The organism is Sphaerisporangium rhizosphaerae, from assembly GCF_042665155.1.
Classification (GTDB): Bacteria; Actinomycetota; Actinomycetes; order Streptosporangiales; family Streptosporangiaceae; genus Sphaerisporangium; species Sphaerisporangium rhizosphaerae.
Genome location: NZ_JBHTCG010000023.1, coordinates 105,164 through 126,424 on the forward strand (window position 1 = coordinate 105,164; position 21,261 = coordinate 126,424).

Genomic DNA, 21,261 nt, shown 5'->3' on the forward strand with positions numbered 1-21,261 from the left:
GGTCCGGGGCGGCGGGTGGAAGGGTCAGTGGCGGAACCAGCGGTACATGGGCGAGCCCGGTCCCCAGGTGCCGGGGCGGCCGTGCCCGTCCTTGGTGACGAAGACGCTCGGCTCGGACGCCGTCACGCCGCCGCCCTCGGAGCGCGCGGTGACGAACCAGGCGTAGGCCGTGTCGTCCTTGAGGCGATCCCAGGTGACCGAGGCGACCTGGCCCGACGCGACGGTGCTCCTGCCGATGACCCGGGTGGGCTTGTAGAGCGCCAAGGAGTCGGTCTGGAAGCTGGTCGTGCGGGAGGTGAGGTCGACCGGCAACACCATGTTGTCCTCACGTCCGTCGTAGCGGCGCAGCGGGTCGAACTCGGTGGCGCCGAAGTCGCCGAGCAGCGGCGAGTAGGTGTCCACGGTGAGCTCGGCCCTCTTGACGTTGAACTGCAGCAGCCGGAAGAAGCTCGCGCCGAACTGGAGCTGGTCCTGCGGGTCGTACCCGCCGACCTCGGTGAGCCCGAGCCGGTCGGCCGACACCGTGTAGAACTGGTAGTCGGCGAGCAGTTCGACGACGCCCTTGCCGACCTGGCCGACCTTCGGCTTGACGTTGGTGCCCACGCCGTGCTCGTGCCCGGCGAGGATGAGGAAGACGTTCGGGTTCTTCTCCACCACCGTCTTGTAGAGCATCGAGCCGTCGGGCGCCGAGAACGCGGCGCCGCGCCCGTCGGGGTCGGTGCTCGGCACCAGGTAGTCGTGCGAGAGCAGGATGCCGTTGCGGCCGGGGAACTTCTTGAAGACCGAGTCGGCCCACTCGGCCTCCTCCCTGGTCACGCCGTAGGACAGGCCGACCACGACGAAGTCCAGCCCGCCCGCGGAGAACAGGTCGTAGTGGTTCTGGTTGTCGCCTTCCTTCCACGGCCCGCCGTACTCGGCGTGCTGCCAGCCCTGTGCCGCGTCCTGGTACCGGCGGGGGCCGTAGTACGTGTTGTAGATGGCGTCCGGCCCATCCTCGGTGCCCGACTGGTTGTCGTGGTTGCCGGCGATCACGCCGTTCGGGATGCCGGCGTCGTCCAGCACGCGCTGCTGCTTGGAGGACACCTCGAACTCGCCGACGACCTCCCGCTGTGTCGCCTCGTCCGCGGGCTTGCGGATGTTGTTCTCGATGAGGTCTCCGGTGTGCGCGACGTAGGAGATCTTGCGCGGGTCCTTGTTCTCCTTGATCCAGTCGACGACGCGGGAGTAGGCCGACTCCCACACGGCGCGCTCCTCGGGGGTCTCCTGCTCCACCGCGCCCTCGGAGAGGTACTGCGTGTCGGTGTAGTGGACGATCGAGAAGTCGTAGGAGGCGGGGTCGGCGAAACCGTTCGGGTCGCCGGGGTCGATGTCGTCGGCGAACGGGTCCTCGCCGGTCACCAGGACGTGCACCTTCTGCTTGTCGATGTGGTCGCCGCCGACGACGCCGGTGAGGACGGTCTTGCCCTCGGCCGCGCCGCGGGCGCTCGTCAGCAGGTCCCACGCCTTTGTCTCGGTGTTCCACACCCGCAGCGAAGCCAGGCGCTCGGGGTCGATGACGCCCTCCCAGCGCAGGACCGGCGCGTCCGCGTGGCCCTTCACCTGGATGTCGTACCGCTGGTAGGTGAGGTCGCGGCCGGCGGGCGCGTCGAGCGTCCTGCCGTCGGCGGGGTCGAGCCCGTCGGCCTTGACCTTCTTCTCCCCCGGGACGGCCAGGGTCGTGGGGAGGGACGTCGCCGTGCCCTGGAACACCTGGTCGGGAGTGAGGATCTCGGCCTGGGAGAACGTCGCGGTCACCTTGCCGCCGTCGGGCTCGGCGACCTTCGCCGAGAGCTTGACGGGGTCGGACACGTCGACGGCCCCGAGCGCCGGGGTCAGCCCGGCGGGGGCGTCCGGGATGCCCGCGGACTCGAACACGATCTCGTGGGTCGCGGTGTTGCCGAGCCCGTCGGCGCCGGTCACGGCCAGGGTGTGCCTGCCGGCGCGCAGCCCCGGGCCGACCTGGGCGCCGAGCGCGATCGCCTGGCCGTCGAGCTTGACGTCAGGCCCGGACACGACGCCGGAGGCGTCCTTGAGCTTGACGTCCAGCACGACCGCGGCGGTGATCCTGTCTCCCGCGGCCGGGACGCTCACGGCGACGGCGGGCGCGGAGTTGTCGCTGAGCAGGATCCGGGTGGCGACCTCACCCGTGGCCGACTTGGCGGCCAGGGTGTGCCTGCCGTCCTTGACGGCGGTGGTGTCCAGGTCCGCGCGCAGGCCGCGGGCCGGCGCGTCCACGAGGAACTCCAGGTTGATCTCGGTCAGCGGGTTCACGTTGTCGCCGCAGTTGCCGTCGCCCATGCCGTAGGAGGCCTTGAGCATCTGGCCGGTCGCCGTGCCGCGCACCGGGGTGAGGGTGATGTTGGAGATGGTGAAGTCGTCGCGGTTGCCGCCGCACGACGTCGGGAAGGTGCCGGTCACGAAGTCGATCGTGTTCCAGCCCGGCACGAGGTACTCGTCCGGGATCGCCAGGTCGACGCGCTTGCTCACGTAGTCGCCGTCGAGCACGACTTTCTGGCCGTTGACGAGCACGTAGTTCTGGTAGCGCGCCTCGATCGAGTTGGTGCCCACGGTGAAACCAAGGGTCGCGTCGCCCGAGCCGAGCGTCTCGATGACGTGCGTGGCCGGGGCGTCGATGGTGTAGCGCAGTTCGGCCTCGCGCAGCAGGGCCTGGCCGCTGCCGCAGGTGCCGTCGCCCATGTCGTAGGACGGCTTGACGTCCTTACCGGTCACGGTGGCGCCGTCGAGCGCGAGGTCCAGGTTGGCGATCGTGAAGTCGTCGCGGTCGTTGCCGCAGGTGTTCTTCCAGTCGCCGGTGACGACCTTGATGACGTTCTCGCCGGGCACCAGGAACCGGGCCGGGACCGCGACGCTCACGCGGCGGCTCGCCCAGGAGCCGCCCAGGTCGACGCGCTTGCCGTTGACGAGCAGGTGGTCGTCGTACTTGTCGTCGATCGCGTCGGCGCCCACGTCGAAGGCGAACGTCGCGGCGCCGTTGCCGAGGGTGGCCTTGGTGACCGGCTTCTCGCCGTCCACGGTGAGGGAGGCGACGCCGCTCTCACCGTCGGCCGGGACGGTCGCGAAGACCGGCTTGACGCCGGCCACGAGCGTGCCGTCCATGGGCAGCAGTCGCGGTGCCCCGGCCGGGGCGTTGTTCACGGTCACGGTGTGTTCGGCGGTCACTCCCGCCGTGGTGGTGGCGGTGAGGGCGTGCTCGCCGTTGGCCAGCGTCGTGGTGTCGACGTCCGCGGTGAGACCCGTGGTCCCGCGCGGGTCGGACTGGACGAAGAACTTGAGTGTGGCGTGCTTCAGCAGCGAGGTGTTGGTGCCGCAGCTTCCGTCGCCGAAGGAGAGGGTGTAGGGGTTGTCCTCGCCGTCGGCGACCTCGCCGAGCAGTTCCAGGCCCACGTCGGACAGCACGTAGTCGTCGTAGTTGAGACCGCACGAGGTCTGGATCGCGCCGAGGACGACCTCGACGGTGTTCTCGCCCTTGACCAGGTGCTCGTTCGGAATCTCGATGGTCGCCCGCTCGTTCACGTGGTCGCCGATGTCACTGCGGTAGTGGCCGTTGACCAGCACGTAGCTGTGGTACTGCGCCTCGGTCGAGTTCGAGCCGACGTCGAAGCTCAGCCGGGAGACGCCCGGCGTCGGCGTCGCGTCGAGCGCGGTGCCGTCGATGGCGAGTTTCGCGACGCTGTCGCCGGCCACGGCCGGGGCCGCCGCGACCTTCGCCGTGCCCTCGACGTACGCGCCCTCGGCGGGGGTGAGCGTCGGAGGGGCCTGGGAGGCGGTCGGCGACGGGCTGGGCCGTCCGCGATCGTGTCCTGCCGGCGCCGGGTCGGCGTACGCCGTCGTCGTGGCGCTGCTGACGAGCAACGCCACGACGGCGGCGGCCGCGGCAAGACGTCCGCGTCCCCCCAAGCCGCCCAGCGACCTTCGTGCTGCCATTGGCCGCATCAGAATGCAGTCCTTCCATCGTGTCCACAAGCACCGATCAAGCGGCTTGTCCTCGGGCGGACACACTGGAGCGCACGAATGAACGCTTCGCATGGGGAGGCTGAAGGGAGTCGGAACTATCCCCTCATTTTGATCATCCGGCTATGAAGCGGAACGACCGGCCGGTCAGGCGGAGGGGGCGGGTCGCTCAGGCTGCGGGGTCGAACGGGATGCCGGCCGGCTTGGAGCGCGACAGGAGGTCCTGGAACCGCCCGTCGTTGATCTTGATGGTCGCCGCCCCGAAGTCGGCGTTCATCAGCCTGTCGCGCAGCGCGGTGCTGGGCCAGCCGTTCCAGTCCACCAGCGGCGGGTAGCGCCAGTTGTGGTAGTGGTTCTCCGGCGGCTCGTCGTTGCCGTTGGCGAGCCGGAAGAAGTGCGTGGACAGCCCGTCCTTGTGGTAGACGATCTTGGGGTGGGAGCCGTCGAAGCGCACCTGCGAGCGCGCGTAGGTGACCACGCCGCTGTGCTGCGTGGTCGACACGTACTCCACCTGGTTGGACGCCTGGTTGATCCAGGAGATGACGTGTTCCCAGTCGTGGCGGTGGCCGCCGAGGCTGCTGCCGGGCAGCGCCTGGTCCTTTTCGAAGTAGCCGGCGTAGACGACGGCGCACCAGCCGTTGTTGCACTTCGAACGGGCGTAGGTCTGCGAGTTGTCCAGGTCCGACTGGTCGCGGCAGTTGCCGTTGACCGCGCCGGTCGGGTTCAGCCCGGGGGCGAGGGTCCCGTCCGGCCCGATGGCGGGGGTCGCGTAGCAGCCGTCGCCGTCGTAGTCGAAGGCCGGCGAGAACGACTGCTCGTAGCCGCCGGCGTTCTGCGGCAGGTTGTGCGGCGGGTCGGCGAAGGCCGCCGACGCGGGAACGACGACCGCCAGAGCGGTGACGCCGAGCACGACCCCGAGCCGGGAACGCCCGCGCTTGGAACGCCTGGCGGGGGACGTGCTCCTGTCCGACACGGTCGCTGACTTCGATGCCCTGGGGGACGACGTGGATGACGGCAGTTTTCGCATTCTTCCGCTCTCTCGAAGCACGGGCCATGCCGCGACATCGCGCCGGCATGGTGGGGGGTGGCAGGGGCACCGGCGGCGTTGCGGCGCCGATGTGGAACATGCCTCGCAGTGTCACGACACCACGTGGCAGGCACATGATCAAGGTCCCCGCGCCGGATGACATCGGCATGGAGCGGCGAGGGCGGAAAGATGGATCACGAGCGAACGCTCGGCTCCCCCTCGAGGGCAGTCGTCGCCACCCTCGCGCCCCCGCCTCAGGGACGCCCCCGGGCGGGCCGCTCGTGCCGGGTTGACCTCAACCTAGGTTCAACTCGCATGCTGGCCCCTGCGAGACGAAGCGGCCACCCGGCGACCGGCGTGCCGATCGTCCGGGACGCGCCGGCGACGGCGCTTCGACGAAGGTCCGGGAAGGGACGGCGGGCGTGCGCGCTGTGGTGATGGAGCGGGTCGGCGGGCCGGAGGTCCTGCGCCTCCGGCAGGTCGAGGATCCGGTCCCCGGACCGGGGCAGGTGCTGGTCGAGGTGGCGTACGCGGGCATCACGTTCGTGGAGACGCAGGTGCGCGGCGGGAACGCCCCGCCGGTCTTCGGCACGCCCACCCTGCCGCGCGTCCCGGGCAACGGCGTCGGCGGCCGGGTACGCGCCGTGGGGCCGCAGGTCGATCCGGGGCTGGCCGGGACGACCGTGGTCATGACGACCGGCGGTGCCGGCGGTTACGCGGAGCTGGCCCTCGGCCGGGCGCAGGACGCGATCGCGGTCCCGCCGGGCGTGGCACTGCCCGACGCGGTGGCGCTGCTCGCTGACGGGCGGACGGCGGTCATGCTGCACCGGCAGGCGGAGATCCGGCCGGGCGAGTGGGTGCTGGTCCAGGCGGCCGGAGGCGGCGTCGGCACCCTGCTGGTGCAACTGGCGGCGGCGTCGGGCGCCAAGGTGGTGGGCGCGGCCGGTCTCGGCAAGGCGGAGCTGGTCAGGTCTCTGGGCGCGGTCGCCTGCCTGGACTACACCCGTCCCGGATGGGAACGCGAGGTGGTCGAGCTGACCGGCGGCGCCGGCGTCGACGTGGTCTTCGACGGGGTGGGCGGGCCGGTGGGCACTCAGGGCATGTCCGCCGTGCGGCCCGGCGGGCGCGCGCGTATCTACGGCATGGCCGGCGGGTCGTGGCCGCAGGCCGGCGAGCACGTGAAGGTGATCTCCGCGCCTCCGCCCGACGCCGCGCGGACGCGCGCCCTCACCGAGGAGGCCCTCGCGCTCGCCGCGTCCGGTCGCCTGCGCCCCGTCATCGGCCAGACCTACCCCCTCGCCGAGGCGGCCGCAGCCCACCACGCCATCGAATCCAGGATGACGACCGGCAAGACCCTGCTGATCCCCTGAACGACCAGCGGGTCCGCGTGGACGGTGCGGTACAGCAGCCACCTGCGACCGCGGTCGCCCTCCCGGCGACAGTACGCCCAGCCTCAGACGTAGCCGGCCTGGTCGGCCCTTGGCCGGGTGGAGGCGCCGATGAGGAACAGTCGGCGCCTACGCCGGAAGGCTTTCGTAGGCGGCGGTGACGAGCAGGAGGCCGCGGTCGTCGCCCAGGCTGCCGCTCAGCATGCGGTTCATCGCGTAGGCGACGGTCATGCGGGCGTCGAGGTCGTTGACGACCAGCGAACCGCCCCACCCGCCCCAGTAACAGGTGCGCCGGCCGGGGAACATGCCGCCCCCCAGCCCGTACCCGATGCCGTAGCGCATCGGCACGCCGAGGACGCGGTCCGGGCCGTGGTACTGCTCCTCCAGGGCGCGCTCACAGCCGGCCGGTGACAGCAGCCGCACCCCGCGCGCCGTCCCGCCGTTGGACAGCACGGACTGGACGGCGCCGACCGCCCGGGCGTTGCCGTGCCCGTTCCCGGCCGGGATCTCGGCGCGCCGCCAGGCGACGGTGTTGGCGTCCTCGGCCCGGAGCGGGGGGTTGCCGGGCTCGCCGGAGTCCCCCGGCGACGGCGGGGGCGCGATGACGGAGGCGACGCGGTGGTCGTGCTCGGCCGGCGTCCCGATGTGGAAGTCGGCGCCGAGCGGCCCGGCCACCTCCTCGGCGAAGAAGGCGCCCAAGGTGCGGCCGGTGACCCGGCGGACGACCTCGCCGACCAGGTGCCCCTGGGTGACGGCGTGGTAGCCGGCCTGGGTGCCCGGCTCCCAGCGCGGGAACTGCCCGGCGAGCCGCCGCGTGGACTCCTCCCGATCGCAGACCTGCTCGACGGTGATGGGCTCGTCGAAGGCGGGCAGGCCCGCGGTGTGGGAGAGCAGGTGCCGCACCTCCACGCGTTCCTTGCCCGCGGCGGCGAACTCGGGCCAGTACTTGGCCACCGGGGCCGTCAGGTCGAGGTCGCCGCGGTCGGCGAGGATCAGCGCGCACAGCGCGGTCATGGTCTTGGTGGTGGACCAGACGTTGACGATGGTGTCGCGCTCCCAGGGGACGGTGCGCTCCGCGTCCGCGTACCCGCCCCAGAGGTCCACCACCGGCTCGCCGTCGAGGTACACCGCCACCGAGGCGCCGACGTCCCGGTCGTCCAGGGACGCCGCCAGCGTCTCGCGCACCGCGCCGAACCGCTCGTCACACATGCCGTGGGTATCCGCCATGAACGGCAACCTAACCCGGCCGCGCCCGCACGGCCAGCGATCACCCCGCCGTCCGGCGCGGGCCGCCTCGGCCGGCTCGCCGTCGCGGGCGCGGCACCGGTCACCTGCCGAGCGCCGTCGCCGTCGCCGTCGCCGGACCGCCGATGACGACCGGCGGCCCCGCGACGGGAGCCGCGCCCGGCCTCAGTCGCCGGGAGGGCGGGCGCCGCGCAGGGTCTGCAGGCGGGCGTGGTACTCCTCCGCGTCGATCTCTCCCCGGGCGTAACGCTGCGCCAGCACGTCCTCCGCCGCGTGCACCGCGGGACCTGGGCCGCCCCGGGCGCCCGGCCTGCGGGCCAGGTAGCGGAAGAGCAGCACGACCACGGCGATCACCAGGCCCCAGAAGAGCACCATGTTCAGGATCATCAGGCCGTAGCCCCAGCCCATGCCGGGCCCGTTCCAGTACATCATCCTCATCTCCTCGCTCATCGGCTCATTCGCTGAGATCGGAGCCATCGTGCTCAGGATGCGGCCTCGCGCCCCGTGCCGGAAGGGCCGAAGGACATTCACGCCCGGCCGTCGTTCCCTCGGTGGCCGTGCCCGCCGGGCTCGGCCCCCGCGGTGGTGACCGTCGCGGCGCCGGTGGTGGGGGCCGCTCCTGCGGCCCCCGCTTCAGCGGGCGGCCGACAGGGCGGCGGCCACCTGGCGTTCGGGGGCGGGGATCGTCGGCGGGTCCTCCTCGGTCTCCACGTGGCCGTAGGCGGCGGCCAGGACCGCTCGTACGGCTCGCGCGAGCACCCGCGCCAGCAGCGGCTCGACCACGCGGTCGTACATCGGCACGCCGAGGTCGAACCGGGCCTCGAAGCCCACCTCGCAGGAGGCGTCATCGGGGCCGGGGAGGAGGTTCCAGGCGCCGGACAGGGCGGCGAAGTCGCCGTCCACCTGCTCGAAGGCGATGCCTGGCGCCGCGGAGGAGACGTCCGCCGGTGCGGCGGGCGTCCACTCGCGCTGGCGCCAGCGCACCGTGCCGCCGCGGAAGGGCAGGGCCCATTCGCTGAGGCGGTCGTCGTCGCTTCCCACTCCGGCCGGTCCTGCCGGGCTCACCGGGCGGCCGGGGACCGCCTCGATGCCGGGGGGCGACTCGATGTCGAGGGGGGTCGCAGGCTCGGCCGGCGCCCCGGGGGTGGCAGATCGCTTCCCTGTGGTCACCGTCAGGGCGTCGCCGTCCAGGCGGCCGTGCCAGGCGCTCGTGGTCAGGCGGGCCAGCGCGGTACGGGCGTCGAGGGCGACGCGGGCACGCACCCTTACCTCTCGCATGTCATGGTCCCCTTTCACATCCCGCCGGCCGCGGCCGGTCTCGCGGGGGTCAGGGCGACGCCCTGGAGGTGGGTGGTGCGGATCATCATGTAGCTGGCCTCGCCGAAGACGCCGCCGGTGAAGCCGGTGCCGCCGTGGGAGGGCATGTAGGGATAGAAGCCGCAGTGCGAGTCGTCGTTGACCTTGAGCACGCCGCCGTTGCGCACCTCGTCGGCGAACCGCCCGGCGATCCGCTCGTCGGCGGTCCACAGCGAGTTGCGCAGGCCGTAGGCGTTGCCGTCGACGAACGCCAGCACCTCGTCCAGCAGGCGCTCGTCGGAGCCGCCGGCCTCGGGGACGACCACGGGCAGCAACGGGAAGAAGGTCTCGCTGCGCACGGCCTCGACCTCCCGCGCCCCGGCCAGGCCGTTCACGCGGATCACCGTGGGCTCGATGAAGAACCCCGTGTCGGACGGCGTGCCGTCCACCTCCAGGCGCCGCCCGCCGCACACCAGCTCGGCCCCCTTGCCGAGCGCGTCGGAGAGGAAGGCGAAGAACCCGTCGGCGGCCAGCACCGGGGTGAGGACGACGCCCTCCTGCTCGGGGTAGCCGGGCCTGATCCGCGCGGCGGCGTCCGCCAGGCGGGCGATCAGCTCCTCGGCTATGGCCGGGTGGGCGATCACCTGGTTGGGGATGTTGCAGATCTGGCCGGAGGCGTGGAACGCCTCGACCAGCGCGCCGGCGGCGAGGTCGAGGTCGGCGTCGCGCCAGACGACCGCGCAGTCGTTGCCCGCCAGTTCGAGGATGGGCTTCTTGCCGGCGGCGACGCAGTCGTTCTGGAAGACCAGCCCCTTCTCGGTGCCGCCGAAGTAGATGATGTCGTTCACGTGCTCGCTGGCGAGCCACTCCTGCATCATGGGCGGCCCGCACACCACGTTGAGGGTGCCGGGCGGGGCGCCGGCCTCCTCCAGGGCGGGGGCGACGATCTCCCGCAGGGCGTACATGACGCCGAACGGGATGCTGCGCGGCGCGCGCACGACGACCGCGTTGCCCGACAGCACGGCGGCGGCGCCGTAGATGGCGTTGGAGTGGGGGGCGTTCTGCGGCGGGGCGACGCAGACCACCCCGTCGGGCTTGCGCCGCATCGAGATGCGCTTGCCGCCGTAGTGGAAGTCACGCCGCAGCAGCTCGGCGCACCAGCTCAGCGTCTCGGGGCTGACGATGTGCAGCAGCCCGTCGACCTCCCACTCCGCCAGCGTCCGCGTCCGCCCTTCGGCGACCATGATCTCGACGAAGGCGGACCGCGTCTCGGCCAGGCGTTTGCGGATCAGCTCACCGGCCCGCAGCCGTACGTCCAGGGGGCTCCTGGACCACTCGCGGGCCGCGGTGGCGGCCGCCTCCAGGGACGCCCGGGCGGTGGCGGCGTCGGCCAGCGCGCACCGGCCGATCACCTCGGGGCCGGCCGAGGCGTGGTCGATCTCGCCGCGCTCCAGCATGCGCTTCAGGCGCAGGGCGCGCGGGGCGTCCTCCAGGATCGCGCGGGACGAGACGGCGTAGATGTGCTCGGCCGCGTCGATGTCGCGCCCTCCAACATAGGAGGCGTAGGTCGGCAAGGGTGCGTGGGGTTCGCGCATCAGGCGGTCTCCGCTCGTCGGGTGGACGGTCAGGGGGCGTGCTCGCGGCCGAGGAACTCGCGGGCGATGACCAGCTTGGTCGCGGCGGCGGTGCCGTCGGCGAGCTGCGTGCCGATCACGTCGCGCAGGCGCCGCGCCACCGGGCCGTCCTCCGACCAGCCGAAGTGCCCGAGGGTCAGCAGCGCCTGGTGGGCGGCCTCGGCCGAGGTCTTGGGCGCCCACCACTTGGCCATGTTCGCCTCGACCCGGTGGTTGAGGCCGGCGTCGTTGCGCCACAGCGCCTCGTAGGCCAGCAGCCGGGCGGCGTGCAGGTAGGTGGCGTGCTCGACCAGGGGGAACGTCAGCCCCTGGAAGCGGCTGAGCGGCTGGCCGAACGCCTCGCGCTCGCTGGCGTGCTCGAAGGCCGCCTCCAGCGTCACGCCGGCAGCGCTCACGGCCATCAGCGCGATGAGCGCGCGGGAGTAGTCGAAGCCGCGCATGCCCTGCACGAACCCGAGCCCGGTGCCGCCGACCACGTTCTCCTGGCCGACGCGCAGCCCGTCGAAGACCATGGTCGCCCGCCCGCCGGTCCGGCTGCCGAGGCTGGGCAGCGTCGTGCGGGTCACGTGGGCGTCGTCGAGCCGGGTGTAGAAGGCGGTCACGCCTCGCGATCGCTCGCGCTTCTCGCCGGTGCGGGCGAACACCAGCCCGTGGGTGGCGTACGCGCCGAGCATGATGGAGGTCTTCTCGCCCGACAGCCGCCAGCCGTCGCCGTCCGGCTCCGCGCGCAGCTCCAGCGCCGCGGCGTCGGTGCCGTGGGCCGGCTCGGTCATGCACACCGCGACGACGGCGTCGCCCTGGGCGATGGACGGCAGCCAGCGCGCCTTGAGCTCCTGGCCGCCGTGCAGGTTGAGCACTCCGCCCACCAGGGCGGCGTTGAGCACCGGGTAGCAGGCGGTGATGTCGCCGCGCGCCAGTTCCTCGATGGCGACGCCGGTGCTGACCGCGTCCAGGCCCATGCCGCCGTACTCGACGGGGATGCGCAGCCCGAACAGGCCTTCGGCGGCCAGCTCGGCGAACAGGCCCGGCGCGAACCGGCCCTCGCGGTCGCTCTCGGCGGCGGCCGGGGCGAGCCGGTCCGCGACGTAGGCGCGGACCTTCTCGGCCAGCGCGTTCTGCTCAGGGGTCAGGAGAAAGTCCATGGGATGCCCTCACTCAGCCGTTCAGCCGGTCAGCCGGTCGCGTAGCACGAACTTCTGCACCTTGCCCGAGGGAGTCCTGGGCAGCGCGTCCACGATCTCGAGGCGCTCGGGCCAGTACTGCTTGGCCATCTCCAGCTCCGCCAGGTGGGCGCGCAGGTCCGAAATGGTGGGCGGGGTCCCGTCCGGGACGATGACCGCGCAGGCGCGCTCCCCCATCCGCTCGTCGGGCAGGCCCACGACGGCGATGTCGCGGATGGCCGGGTGGCGCAGCAGCGCCGCCTCCACCTCCACCGCCGGGATCTTCACCCCGCCGCGGGAGATGACGTCCTTGACCCGGCCGGCGATGCGGATGCCGCCGTGCCCGTCGTCCCTGGCGAGGTCGCCGGTGTCGAACCACCCGTCGGGGGTGAGCGACTCGGCGTAGAGCTCCTCGCGGCGGTAGTAGCCGAGACACTGGCTCGCGCCGCGCACCTGGAGCAGGCCGGTCGCGCCGGGCGCCACGGGCCGGCCGGTCCGCTCATCGACGATGCGGACCTCCATGCCCGGCACCGGCGTCCCGTCGCTCTCGGCCGCCCGCATCGGCGGGTCCTCGGGACGGGTGACGGTGACCGCGCCGTTCTCGGTCATCCCCCACAGCGCGTACAGCCGGCAGCCCAGCACGTCGCGGGCCTGCTCGACGAGCACCGGCGGGATGGGGGCGCTGCCGGTGGCGAAGGAGCGCAGCGCCGACAGGTCGCGGGGATCCTCCTGCTGGGCCCGGATGAGGTCCATCAGGAACGGCGGCGGGCCGTAGAAGAAGGTGACCCCCTCCTGCTCCATGACGCGCAGCATCAGCCCGGGGTCCCAGGCGTCGATCTGGACGGCCGTGGCGCCGAGGATCAGCGGCATCAGGAAGTTCCAGGTGTAGCCGGCCTGCAGGGTGGTGGGCGAGCCCATGGCGGTGACCTCGTCGGAGGTCAGGCCCAGAACCTCGATCTGCGCACGGTTCAGCGCGCCGAGGGTGTTGTGGCTGTGCATGACGCCCTTGGGCTCGCCGGTCGTGCCGGAGGTGAACATCACCTGCGCCAGGTCGTCCGGCCGTGCCTCGCGGTCGTCCAGCACGCCCGGCTCGACCTCCCGTTCCCACTCACGTCCGAGCAGGTCGCGGTCGAGGTCCAGCGTGCCGCCGGCCCCGCCGCCGCCGAGCAGCACCCGGTGCCGCAGCGTGGGCACCGCGGCGGCGACCTCCGCGCTCATGTCGGCGAAGGAGAACCCGCGCACCTCGGCGGCGGCCACGTAGAGCGGGCTGCGGGTGAGCCGGGTCATGAACTCCACCTCGCGGCGGCGCATGATGGTCGCGACGGGGCCGGCGATCGCGCCGACGCGGGCGCAGGCCAGGCTCAGGGCGACGAGTTGCCAGGAGTTCGGCAACTGGAGGGTCACCACGTCGCCCCGGCGCACGCCGAGCCCGTGCAGAGCGGCGGCCAGCCGTTCGACGCGCGCGGCCAGTTCCGCGTAGGTGAGCCGGTCGGGCTCGCGGCCGTCCGCGTGCCAGACGACCACCGCCGTGCGGCCGGGGAAGCGCTCGACCGCGCCGCGCAGGTCGTCCATGGCGGTGCGGTCGCGCCACACCCCCTCGGCCCTGAAACGGTCGCCGGTGATTTCCAGCACCGGAGCCATGTTTCCGCTCCCTTCCTGGAGGCCGATTTTCGGCTGTCTGGTATTTCGCCGCCGGCATGTCCGGTCATCGAAAATGCGGCGGACGATCGTTTGAGGAGAACTCGCTAGTAGGACATCGGGCGACCGGCGGGAGTTCGCAGGTCCAAATGGTCCGTGAGCCGTTTTCCCGCTGATTTCGGGGTGGCGGGTCTTGTGCACCGGATGCGACGCATGACCGGCTCCCTCCGATCGGTCCGACGTTCGACAAGTGTGCTCGGAAATGGGGTGAAAGGGCCACTGACCGGCTCATCGGTGCGATGTGAAGGATTCATGCCGCGAAGGTGAGCGGCGAACTGGCCCCGCCGCGGGGCGGCGGTGCAAGATGCGGTGCGCGGGGTCGCTCCACCGGGGCGGCGGTTGCGCCCCGCGCCCGCGGGTAATGCGCCGACCGAGGCGGCGAGGTCCGCCTGCATCCCCCTGTGCCCCCCGACGGCCCGGAAGAGGCTCTCATGGTGGAAACGGAAACCGGCACCGGCGTCACCGTCGCCCATCGCCGCCCCGGCACGACGACTCCCGGCGCCCGCGTCGCCGGCACGCCCCTCCCTGCGCCCGTGCCCGCGCCGGCGCCCGTGGCCGACCCGGCCACGACCGGCGCCGCCACGGCCCCGCGCATCGGTTTCAAGAGCCACCTGCGCCCCGAGATCATCCCCGGCGAGGCGGTGTACCTGGTGTCCGCGCGCGGCACGACCGCGCTGTCCGGCCGCCCCGCCGAGGTGCTCGCCCCGCTGCTGGACGGCACCCGCACCCTCGCCGAGATCCACGAGCAGGCCTCCCGGGAGCTGCCCGCCGCACAGGTCGGCCAGGTGCTCGGCCGCATGGCCAAGGCCAACCTCGTCGGGCACCGCGCCTCCACCTGCCCGGCCGACCCGGCCGCCGAGGCGTACTGGGACCTGGCCGGGCTGGACGGCTCCCGCGCCCCGGCCGCGCTCGCCGGCGCGGTCGTCGGCGTCCTCGCGCTCGGCCACGTCGAGACCGGCGCCGTCCTGGCCGCCTGCCGGGCGGCGGGCCTGGCCGCCGTGCCCGACACCGGCGGGGGCGAGCCGTGCGGCGAGCTTTCGCTGGTGGTCTGCGACGACTACCTCGACCCGGCGCTGGCGGAGGTCAACGCCCGCCGGCTGGCCGACGGGCGGCCCTGGCTGCTGGCCAAGCCGAACGGCGCCGACGTGTGGGTCGGCCCGGTGTTCCGCCCCGGCTCGGGCCCGTGCTGGGCGTGCCTGGAGCGGCGGCTGCGCGGCCACCGCCGCGCCGAGAGCTGCCTGCTGACGGCCTCCGGGGCCTCCGCGCTCCCGCCCGAGGCCTCGACCGCGCTGACCCGCGGCATGGGACTGCTGGCGGTGGCGCTGGAGGCCGCCAAGTGGCTGGCCGGGCACCGCCACGACGGCCAGGACGCGGTGTGGACGCTGGACACCCTCACCATGGCCGGGCGGCACCACCGGCTCACCCGCCGCCCGCAGTGCTCGTCGTGCGGAGACCCCGGCCTGGTCGCCCGCCGCGTGCGCCGGCCCGTCGTCCCGGTCTCCCGGCCCAAGGAGGCGCTCGGCGGCACCGGCGAGCGGGCCGCGTCCGCCCGGCAGGTCTGGGAGCGGTTCGGCGGCCTGGTCGACCCGGTCACCGGGATCATCGGCGCGGTCCGGCGCGACCCGCGCAGCCCCTCCTTCCTGCACTGCCACCTCGCGGGCCCGAACCTGGCGCTGCCGGTGAGCAGCCTGTCGACGGCGCGGGCGGGCCTGCGCGCGCAGGCCGGCGGCAAGGGCGTCACCGACCTCGATTCCAGGGTCAGCGCACTGTGCGAGGCCGTGGAACGCTACTGCGGCTCCCGCTTCGGCGACGAGCCGGCGATCACCGACACCTACCGGGGGCTCGGCGAGGCCGCCGTCCACCCCGACGCCTGCCAGCTGTTCCACCCGCGCCAGTTCCGCGACCGCGACCGGTGGAACGCCGCGCAGCCCCCGTTCCAGCACGTCCCCGCCCCGTTCGACGAGCGGGCGCCGCTGGAGTGGACCCCGGTGTGGTCGCTCACCGGTGAGCGGCACCGCTACCTGCCGTCCGACCTGCTGTACTACCGGCCGTTCACCCCGCGCGGCTCCTCGCCGGTGCGCGCCGACTCCAACGGCGCCGCGGCCGGCGCCAGCGTGGAGGACGCGATCCTGCAGGGGTTCCTCGAGCTGGTGGAACGGGACGCGGTGGCGCTGTGGTGGTACAACCGCACCCGCCAGCCCGGGGTCGCGCTGGACTCCTTCGACGACCCGTGGATCGCCACCGTGCGGCGCGGCCTGGCCTCGATGGGCCGCGAGGTCTGGGTGCTGGACCTCACCTCCGACCTGGGCATCCCGGTGATGGCGGCGATCTCGCGGCGCACCGGCGGGCGGGCCGAGGACATCATGTTCGGCTTCGGCGCGCACTTCGACCCCAAGGTGGCGCTGCGCCGCGCGCTGGCCGAGCTCGGCCAGTTGCTCCCCATCACGCCGGCCGGGGACGGCGCGGGGTACGCGACCACCGACCCGGGGCTGCTGGCCTGGTGGACGCGCGAGACGGTGGCCCGGAATCCCTACCTGCTGCCCGACCCCGGCCTGGCGCGGACGACGGCGGCCTGCCGCCCGTACACCCCGTTCGCGGACCTGCGCGACGACGTCGCCCACATCACCGAGCTGGCCCGCGCCAAGGGCCTGGAGGTGCTCGTGCTCGACCAGACCCGGCCCGACGTCGGGCTGCCCGTGGTCAAGGTCGTGGTCCCGGGTCTGCGCCACTTCTGGGCGAGGTTCGCGCCCGGCCGCCTGTACGACGTCCCGGTGGCGCTCGGCCGCCTTGACGCGCCGACGGCCTACCAGGACCTCAACCCGATCCCGTTCTTCTTGTGATCCGCGCCGCGCCGTAACACGAACCAGGAGAAGCCACGTGTCCCCACCTCTGGACGAGGAAGCCGCCTCAGGCGGCTTCCTGCTCTGGTCGCTGCGCGAGGACGTGCACGTGGAGCCCGACGCGCGCGAGGACGTGGTCACGCTGCACAGCCGCTGGGGCGACGAGAGCGTGCCGCATCCCGCGCCCCGGGTGGTGGAGGCGCTGCGCCGGATGAGCCTTGGCCCGGTCTCGCTGGAGAACGCGATCAGCGACCCCGCCGAGCGGGCCGAGCTGGACCGGTTGCTGGTCCGGCTGCAGCACCTGGTGGTCCGCTCGCTCGGCCTGGACCAGGAGCGGGCCCTGCTGTCGGTCGTGCCGCTGAGCAGGCAGGCGCGCTTCCGGCCGGCGCGGCTGTCGCCGGTGCGGGCGGTGCGCATGTCCCGGTTCGCGGTGCTACGGGCCGAGGAGGGCGCGTACTGGCTGGAGTCGCCGCTGTCGCTGCACCGCGTGGTGTTCCACCGGGCGGAGGCGATGTGGCTCGTCGGCGCGCTGAGCCGGGGCATGACCCCGGACGCCGCGCTGGCGGGGCTCCCCGCGTCCGTGCCGGGCGCGGCGGCCCTGGCCTACCTGGTGGCCGCAGGCATGGTGGTCCAGGCCGAGCCGGGTGAGTCGCCCGGCCCGCCCACCTTCGCCGAGGACACCGACCCCGCGCTGGTCACCTGGCTGCCGCAGGATTTGATGTTCCACACCCGCTCGACGCTCGGCCGGCACGACCGCGACTTCGGCGCCACCTACCCGATGGGCGAACGCTGGGCCGTCGAGCCGGTCACCAAACCCGCCACCGAGGGCGGGTACGTCCCGCTGCCCCGGCCGTGCTGGGACCGGCTCATCGAGGGCGACCCGCCGCTGACCGCCGCCATCGAGGGCCACCGCCCCGCGTTCCGCTTCGGCGACGAGCCGCTGAACGACCGGCAGCTCGGCGAGGTGCTGTACCGGACGGCCCGGGTGCGCTCGCTCACCTCGGCCGCCCACGGCGGGGCGGGCAGCGGCCTGGCCAGCGACCGCCCGTACGCGAGCGCGGGGTCGGCCTACGAGCTGGAGCTGTACACGGCCGTCAGCGGGTGCGCCGGCATCCGCGATGGGATGTACCACTACGACCCGCTTGGGCACCGGCTGGAACCGATCGACGTGGACGCGGTGGACCTGCGGGAGCTGCTCGACCGCGGGCGGCTGTCGGCGGGGCTGGCGTCCGTCCCGCCGGTGCTGATCCTGGTCACCGCCCGGTTCAGGCGCGTCTCCTGGAAGTACACCGGCCCCGGGTACGCGCTCATCCTGAAGAACGCCGGCGCGCTCACCCAGACGCTCTACCTGGTCAGCACGGCCATGGGGCTGGCCGGGTGCGCGCTCGGCGCCGCCGACATCGAGGCGACGGCCCGGGCCCTCGGCACCGACTGGCGCACCGAGTCGTGCGTGAGCGGGTTCGCGCTCGGCAACCGGGACGAGGAGCCGCAGGCCCTGCCGCCCGGCCGCCGCCCGGCCAACGACCCCGCTTGGGGAGACCTCGCCGCGGAGCTGCTGCACAAGAGCGCCGGCTGACCCCGCCGCCGCGCTCCCCGGCCGTCCTGCGGCGCCTTCGGGCGGGCTTCCTCCCGCCTCGCGCCGCGCCCTCCGGTCGCCTCCCGACGCCCGCCGCGCCATATCAAGCGCTGATTTCGGTCCGATATAAAATGCTCGGTCAAACCATGGGGAATACCGGCCATGAGGAATTCACGACCGGTTCGTGAAGTGCGGCCTTCCTCTTACCCGGCTTCTCATCGCACAATTAGGACAGCTGGGAACGCCACCGCGAAAAGAAGGGGAAGGCCATGCCGACCTGCACCATCGACACCGACCGGCACTTCACCGAGTTCGTCGCCCAGGCCTGGCAGGACCCGAAGTCCACGGAACAGGGGGAAAACCACCTTCTCGGCGCATTCGGCATTCACCCCGCCAGCGCCGGATACGAGTTCGAGTCACATTTCGACCTGGGGCAGGATCTGATCATCGAGCAGCTGGACGGCTCCACCCCGGCGTTCGCGGTGCCCACCTACTGCGGGTGAACCACCGGCGGCGCCGCCCGCCCTCCGCCTGCGCTTCCGCGCCCTGTGCCCCCACGCCCGGGGCCCCCGCGCCCGCGCACGACCGAAACCCTTCGCACGCCAAGCCCGCGCTCGACCGCGATGAGCGTCAACCCCTGTTCTTCCGTAGAATCCCCTGAGACCCTGATCACGGCGCGCACCATCCATGGACATCCGTAGAGAGCGGCGGACACATGGGAGCGCTCCCAGTCCTCGCGCTTCGGAGCGGGAGTCAATGGACAGCGAAGTGACAAGCGGGCTTTCACCGTTGCATACCAGGGGCGCGCGAGCGGCGCCCCTGCAGCCCTCCGGCGAGGCGGAGGGCCCGCCGTGGACCCCCCGGGTGGTGCTGCCCATCACCGTGGTGATGCTGGCCGGGTTCGCGCTGACCACGATCATGAACGTGCTCATGACCGGCCCGGACGCGGCCCGTCTCGCCGGCTTCGCGGTCTGCCTGACGCTCGTGTTCACCCTGCAGCTCGCCCACTCCCTCGCCGGGCCGCGGCACTGGCGGGCCGGCACCAGGGCCACCACCCTGACGCTCCAGGCGCTGGCCACCTACCTGCCGTTCTGGTGGCTCGGCAGCGCGTGGGGCGGCATGATCGGCTTCCTCGCCGGATCGGCGCTGCTGTCGGTGACCGGGCCCGCGCGCTGGCCGCTGTACGTGGCCGGCGGCGCGGGCATCCTGCCGGTGCTCGCCTCCGAGGGCGTGCCCCCCGTGGGCCTGGCGTACGGCACCGGCTTCGCCCTGCTCACCGGCCTGGTGGTCTACGGGATGAGCTCGTTGTCGACGCTGGTGGCCGAACTGTACGCCGCACGCGGCAAACTCGCCCGCATGGCCGTCACCCGCGAACGCCTGCGCGTCGCCCGCGACCTGCACGACCTACTCGGCTACAGCCTCTCCGCCATCACCCTCAAAAGCGAACTCACCCACCGCCTGCTCCCCGCACACCCCCACCGCGCCCGCGACGAGATCACCGACATCCTCACCGTCGCCCGCCAAGCCCTCTCCGACGTCCGCACCGTCGCCAACGGCTACCGCACCATGTCCCTCACCACCGAAGCCGACTCCGCCACCAGCGTCCTCACCGCCGCCGACATCGACGTCACCACCACCATCACCACCCCCGACCTCCCACCCCACATCGAAACCGTCCTGGCCACCGTCCTACGCGAAGCCGTCACCAACATCCTGCGCCACAGCAAAGCCCAGCACGCCACCATCCACGCCACCCTCCACACCAACGGCCACAACGACACCATCCACCTGCACATCGCCAACGACGGCGTCGACCCCACAGAAACCACCCCCACCGTCAACGGCGGCAACGGCCTCGGAAACCTCACCACCCGCCTACGCACCATCAACGGCCACCTCACCGCCGGCATCGACACCGACGGCTGGTTCCACCTCACCGCCCAAGCCCCCACCACCACCACCGGGCACCGGCCCGTCCCGGAACGGGAGCTGCCGCCGGACGCGATCGTCCCCCGGCTGGTCCCCCGGCTCGCGCAGCGGGCGCTCTCCCGGGGCCCGGCCCCGCGCGCCGATCCCGCCGACGGCGCCGCGCCGCGCGTCTCACCGCTGTGGCGGCTCAGGTCGGCGCGGCACCGGCTGAAACAGATGCTGCCGTTCCCCCGCGCGGGCATGGTGCCCGACGACGTCGACACCGACCTGTGGGGGCCGCGCCAGCCGATCCCGGTGACCTTGGTGGTGCTGGCGGGATACGCGGCGATCATGCTGATCAACGTGATCGACGCCGCGCCCGGCACCGCCGGCCTGCTCGGTTTCGCGGCGTGCCTGGCCGCCGATCTCGGCCTGCAACTCGTCCACTCGTTCCGCGGTCCCCGAAGCTGGTCGCGAGGGGCCCGCGTGTTCTCTCTGTGCGCCCAGGCGCTCGTCTGCTATCTGCCCCTGCTGTGGGTCGGCCGTCCGTGGGGCTCCATGGTGGGCTTCCTGGCCGGGTCGGTGCTGCTGGTGGTGCCCGGCGGCGCCGGGTGGGCGCTGTACGCGGCCGTGGTGGGCAGCGTGGTGCCGCTGGCGATGGCCCTCGGCGCCGAGCCGCGCTACCTGGTGTACCTCCCGGTGTCCAGCCTGCTGACCGGCATGATCGTGTACGGGATGAGCTCGTTGTCGACGCTGGTGGCCGAACTGTACGCCGCACGCGGCAAACTCGCCCGCATGGCCGTCACCCGCGAACGCCTGCGCGTCGCCCGCGACCTGCACGACCTGCTCGGCTACAGCCTCTCCGCCATCACCCTCAAAAGCGAACTCACCCACCGCCTGCTCCCCGCACACCCCCACCGCGCCCGCGACGAGATCACCGACATCCTCACCGTCGCCCGCCAAGCCCTCTCCGACGTCCGCACCGTCGCCAACGGCTACCGCACCATGTCCCTCACCACCGAAGCCGACTCCGCCACCAGCGTCCTCACCGCCGCCGACATCGACGTCACCACCACCATCACCACCCCCGACCTCCCACCCCACATCGAAACCGTCCTGGCCACCGTCCTACGCGAAGCCGTCACCAACATCCTGCGCCACAGCAAAGCCCAGCACGCCACCATCCACGCCACCATCCACACCAACGGCCACAACGACACCATCCACCTGCACATCGCCAACGACGGCGTCGACCCCACAGAAACCACCCCCACCGTCAACGGCGGCAACGGCCTCGGAAACCTCACCACCCGCCTACGCACCATCAACGGCCACCTCACCGCCGGCATCGACACCGACGGCTGGTTCCACCTCACCGCCCAAGCCCCCACCACCACCACCGGGCTCGGCGAGGACTACCCCGGGGAGCACGCGGCGATGGGCTCGGCCGGACCGCCGGTCCCCTGAGGCGCGGGTGC

13 protein-coding genes are annotated in these 21,261 nt (G+C 72.8%); 5 read left to right on the forward strand and 8 right to left on the reverse strand.

What is annotated here, in order from left to right:
- Window positions 1-24: 24 nt before the first annotated feature.
- On the reverse strand, window positions 25-3,984 hold the full coding sequence (locus ACFQSB_RS27950) for a metallophosphoesterase (RefSeq protein ID WP_380829882.1): 3,960 nt from the start codon (window positions 3,982-3,984) through the stop codon (window positions 25-27).
- Window positions 3,985-4,180: 196 nt separating this feature from the next.
- The gene (locus ACFQSB_RS27955; protein ID WP_380829883.1) at window positions 4,181-4,984 is read right to left on the reverse strand and encodes an NPP1 family protein; all 804 of its coding nucleotides are present in this window, start codon (window positions 4,982-4,984) and stop codon (window positions 4,181-4,183) included.
- 476 nt (window positions 4,985-5,460) lie between these two features.
- On the opposite strand from ACFQSB_RS27955, the gene ACFQSB_RS27960 reads away from it, so the two are divergent.
- On the forward strand, window positions 5,461-6,408 hold the full coding sequence (locus tag ACFQSB_RS27960) for a zinc-binding dehydrogenase (RefSeq protein WP_380829884.1): 948 nt from the start codon (window positions 5,461-5,463) through the stop codon (window positions 6,406-6,408).
- Window positions 6,409-6,555: 147 nt separating this feature from the next.
- Here ACFQSB_RS27960 and ACFQSB_RS27965 read toward each other — a convergent pair whose 3' ends face one another.
- The 6 genes from ACFQSB_RS27965 to ACFQSB_RS27990 form a co-directional block, all read right to left on the reverse strand.
- Window positions 6,556-7,653, reverse strand: a complete 1,098-nt coding sequence (locus ACFQSB_RS27965) for a serine hydrolase domain-containing protein (protein ID WP_380829885.1) — start codon at window positions 7,651-7,653, stop codon at window positions 6,556-6,558.
- Window positions 7,654-7,836: 183 nt separating this feature from the next.
- Window positions 7,837-8,121: an SHOCT domain-containing protein gene (locus ACFQSB_RS27970; protein ID WP_380829886.1), complete on the reverse strand. Its 285-nt coding sequence runs from the start codon at window positions 8,119-8,121 to the stop codon at window positions 7,837-7,839.
- 183 nt (window positions 8,122-8,304) lie between these two features.
- Window positions 8,305-8,949, reverse strand: a complete 645-nt coding sequence (locus tag ACFQSB_RS27975) for an SRPBCC family protein (protein ID WP_380829887.1) — start codon at window positions 8,947-8,949, stop codon at window positions 8,305-8,307.
- Between the two features lie 14 nt (window positions 8,950-8,963).
- The gene (locus ACFQSB_RS27980; protein WP_380829888.1) at window positions 8,964-10,562 is read right to left on the reverse strand and encodes an aldehyde dehydrogenase family protein; all 1,599 of its coding nucleotides are present in this window, start codon (window positions 10,560-10,562) and stop codon (window positions 8,964-8,966) included.
- A gap of 29 nt (window positions 10,563-10,591) precedes the next feature.
- Window positions 10,592-11,743, reverse strand: a complete 1,152-nt coding sequence (locus ACFQSB_RS27985) for an acyl-CoA dehydrogenase family protein (protein ID WP_380829889.1) — start codon at window positions 11,741-11,743, stop codon at window positions 10,592-10,594.
- Window positions 11,744-11,764: 21 nt separating this feature from the next.
- Window positions 11,765-13,402 (reverse strand): AMP-binding protein, encoded by a 1,638-nt coding sequence (locus ACFQSB_RS27990; protein ID WP_380829890.1) that lies wholly within the window; start codon window positions 13,400-13,402, stop codon window positions 11,765-11,767.
- Between the two features lie 488 nt (window positions 13,403-13,890).
- Here ACFQSB_RS27990 and ACFQSB_RS27995 point away from each other — a divergent pair, with 488 nt between their 5' ends.
- The 4 genes from ACFQSB_RS27995 to ACFQSB_RS28010 all read left to right on the forward strand — a co-directional run bounded on the left by ACFQSB_RS27995 (window position 13,891) and on the right by ACFQSB_RS28010 (window position 21,250).
- Complete coding sequence (locus tag ACFQSB_RS27995) at window positions 13,891-16,299, forward strand: TOMM precursor leader peptide-binding protein (RefSeq protein WP_380829891.1); 2,409 nt, start codon at window positions 13,891-13,893, stop codon at window positions 16,297-16,299.
- A 37-nt stretch (window positions 16,300-16,336) separates the two neighbouring features.
- Window positions 16,337-17,875, forward strand: a complete 1,539-nt coding sequence (locus tag ACFQSB_RS28000) for a SagB/ThcOx family dehydrogenase (protein ID WP_380829893.1) — start codon at window positions 16,337-16,339, stop codon at window positions 17,873-17,875.
- A gap of 269 nt (window positions 17,876-18,144) precedes the next feature.
- Entirely contained in the window at window positions 18,145-18,378 is a 234-nt protein-coding gene (locus tag ACFQSB_RS28005) for a hypothetical protein (protein ID WP_380829894.1), read from the forward strand.
- Window positions 18,379-18,739: 361 nt separating this feature from the next.
- Window positions 18,740-21,250: a sensor histidine kinase gene (locus tag ACFQSB_RS28010; RefSeq protein ID WP_380829895.1), complete on the forward strand. Its 2,511-nt coding sequence runs from the start codon at window positions 18,740-18,742 to the stop codon at window positions 21,248-21,250.
- Window positions 21,251-21,261: the final 11 nt, after the last annotated feature.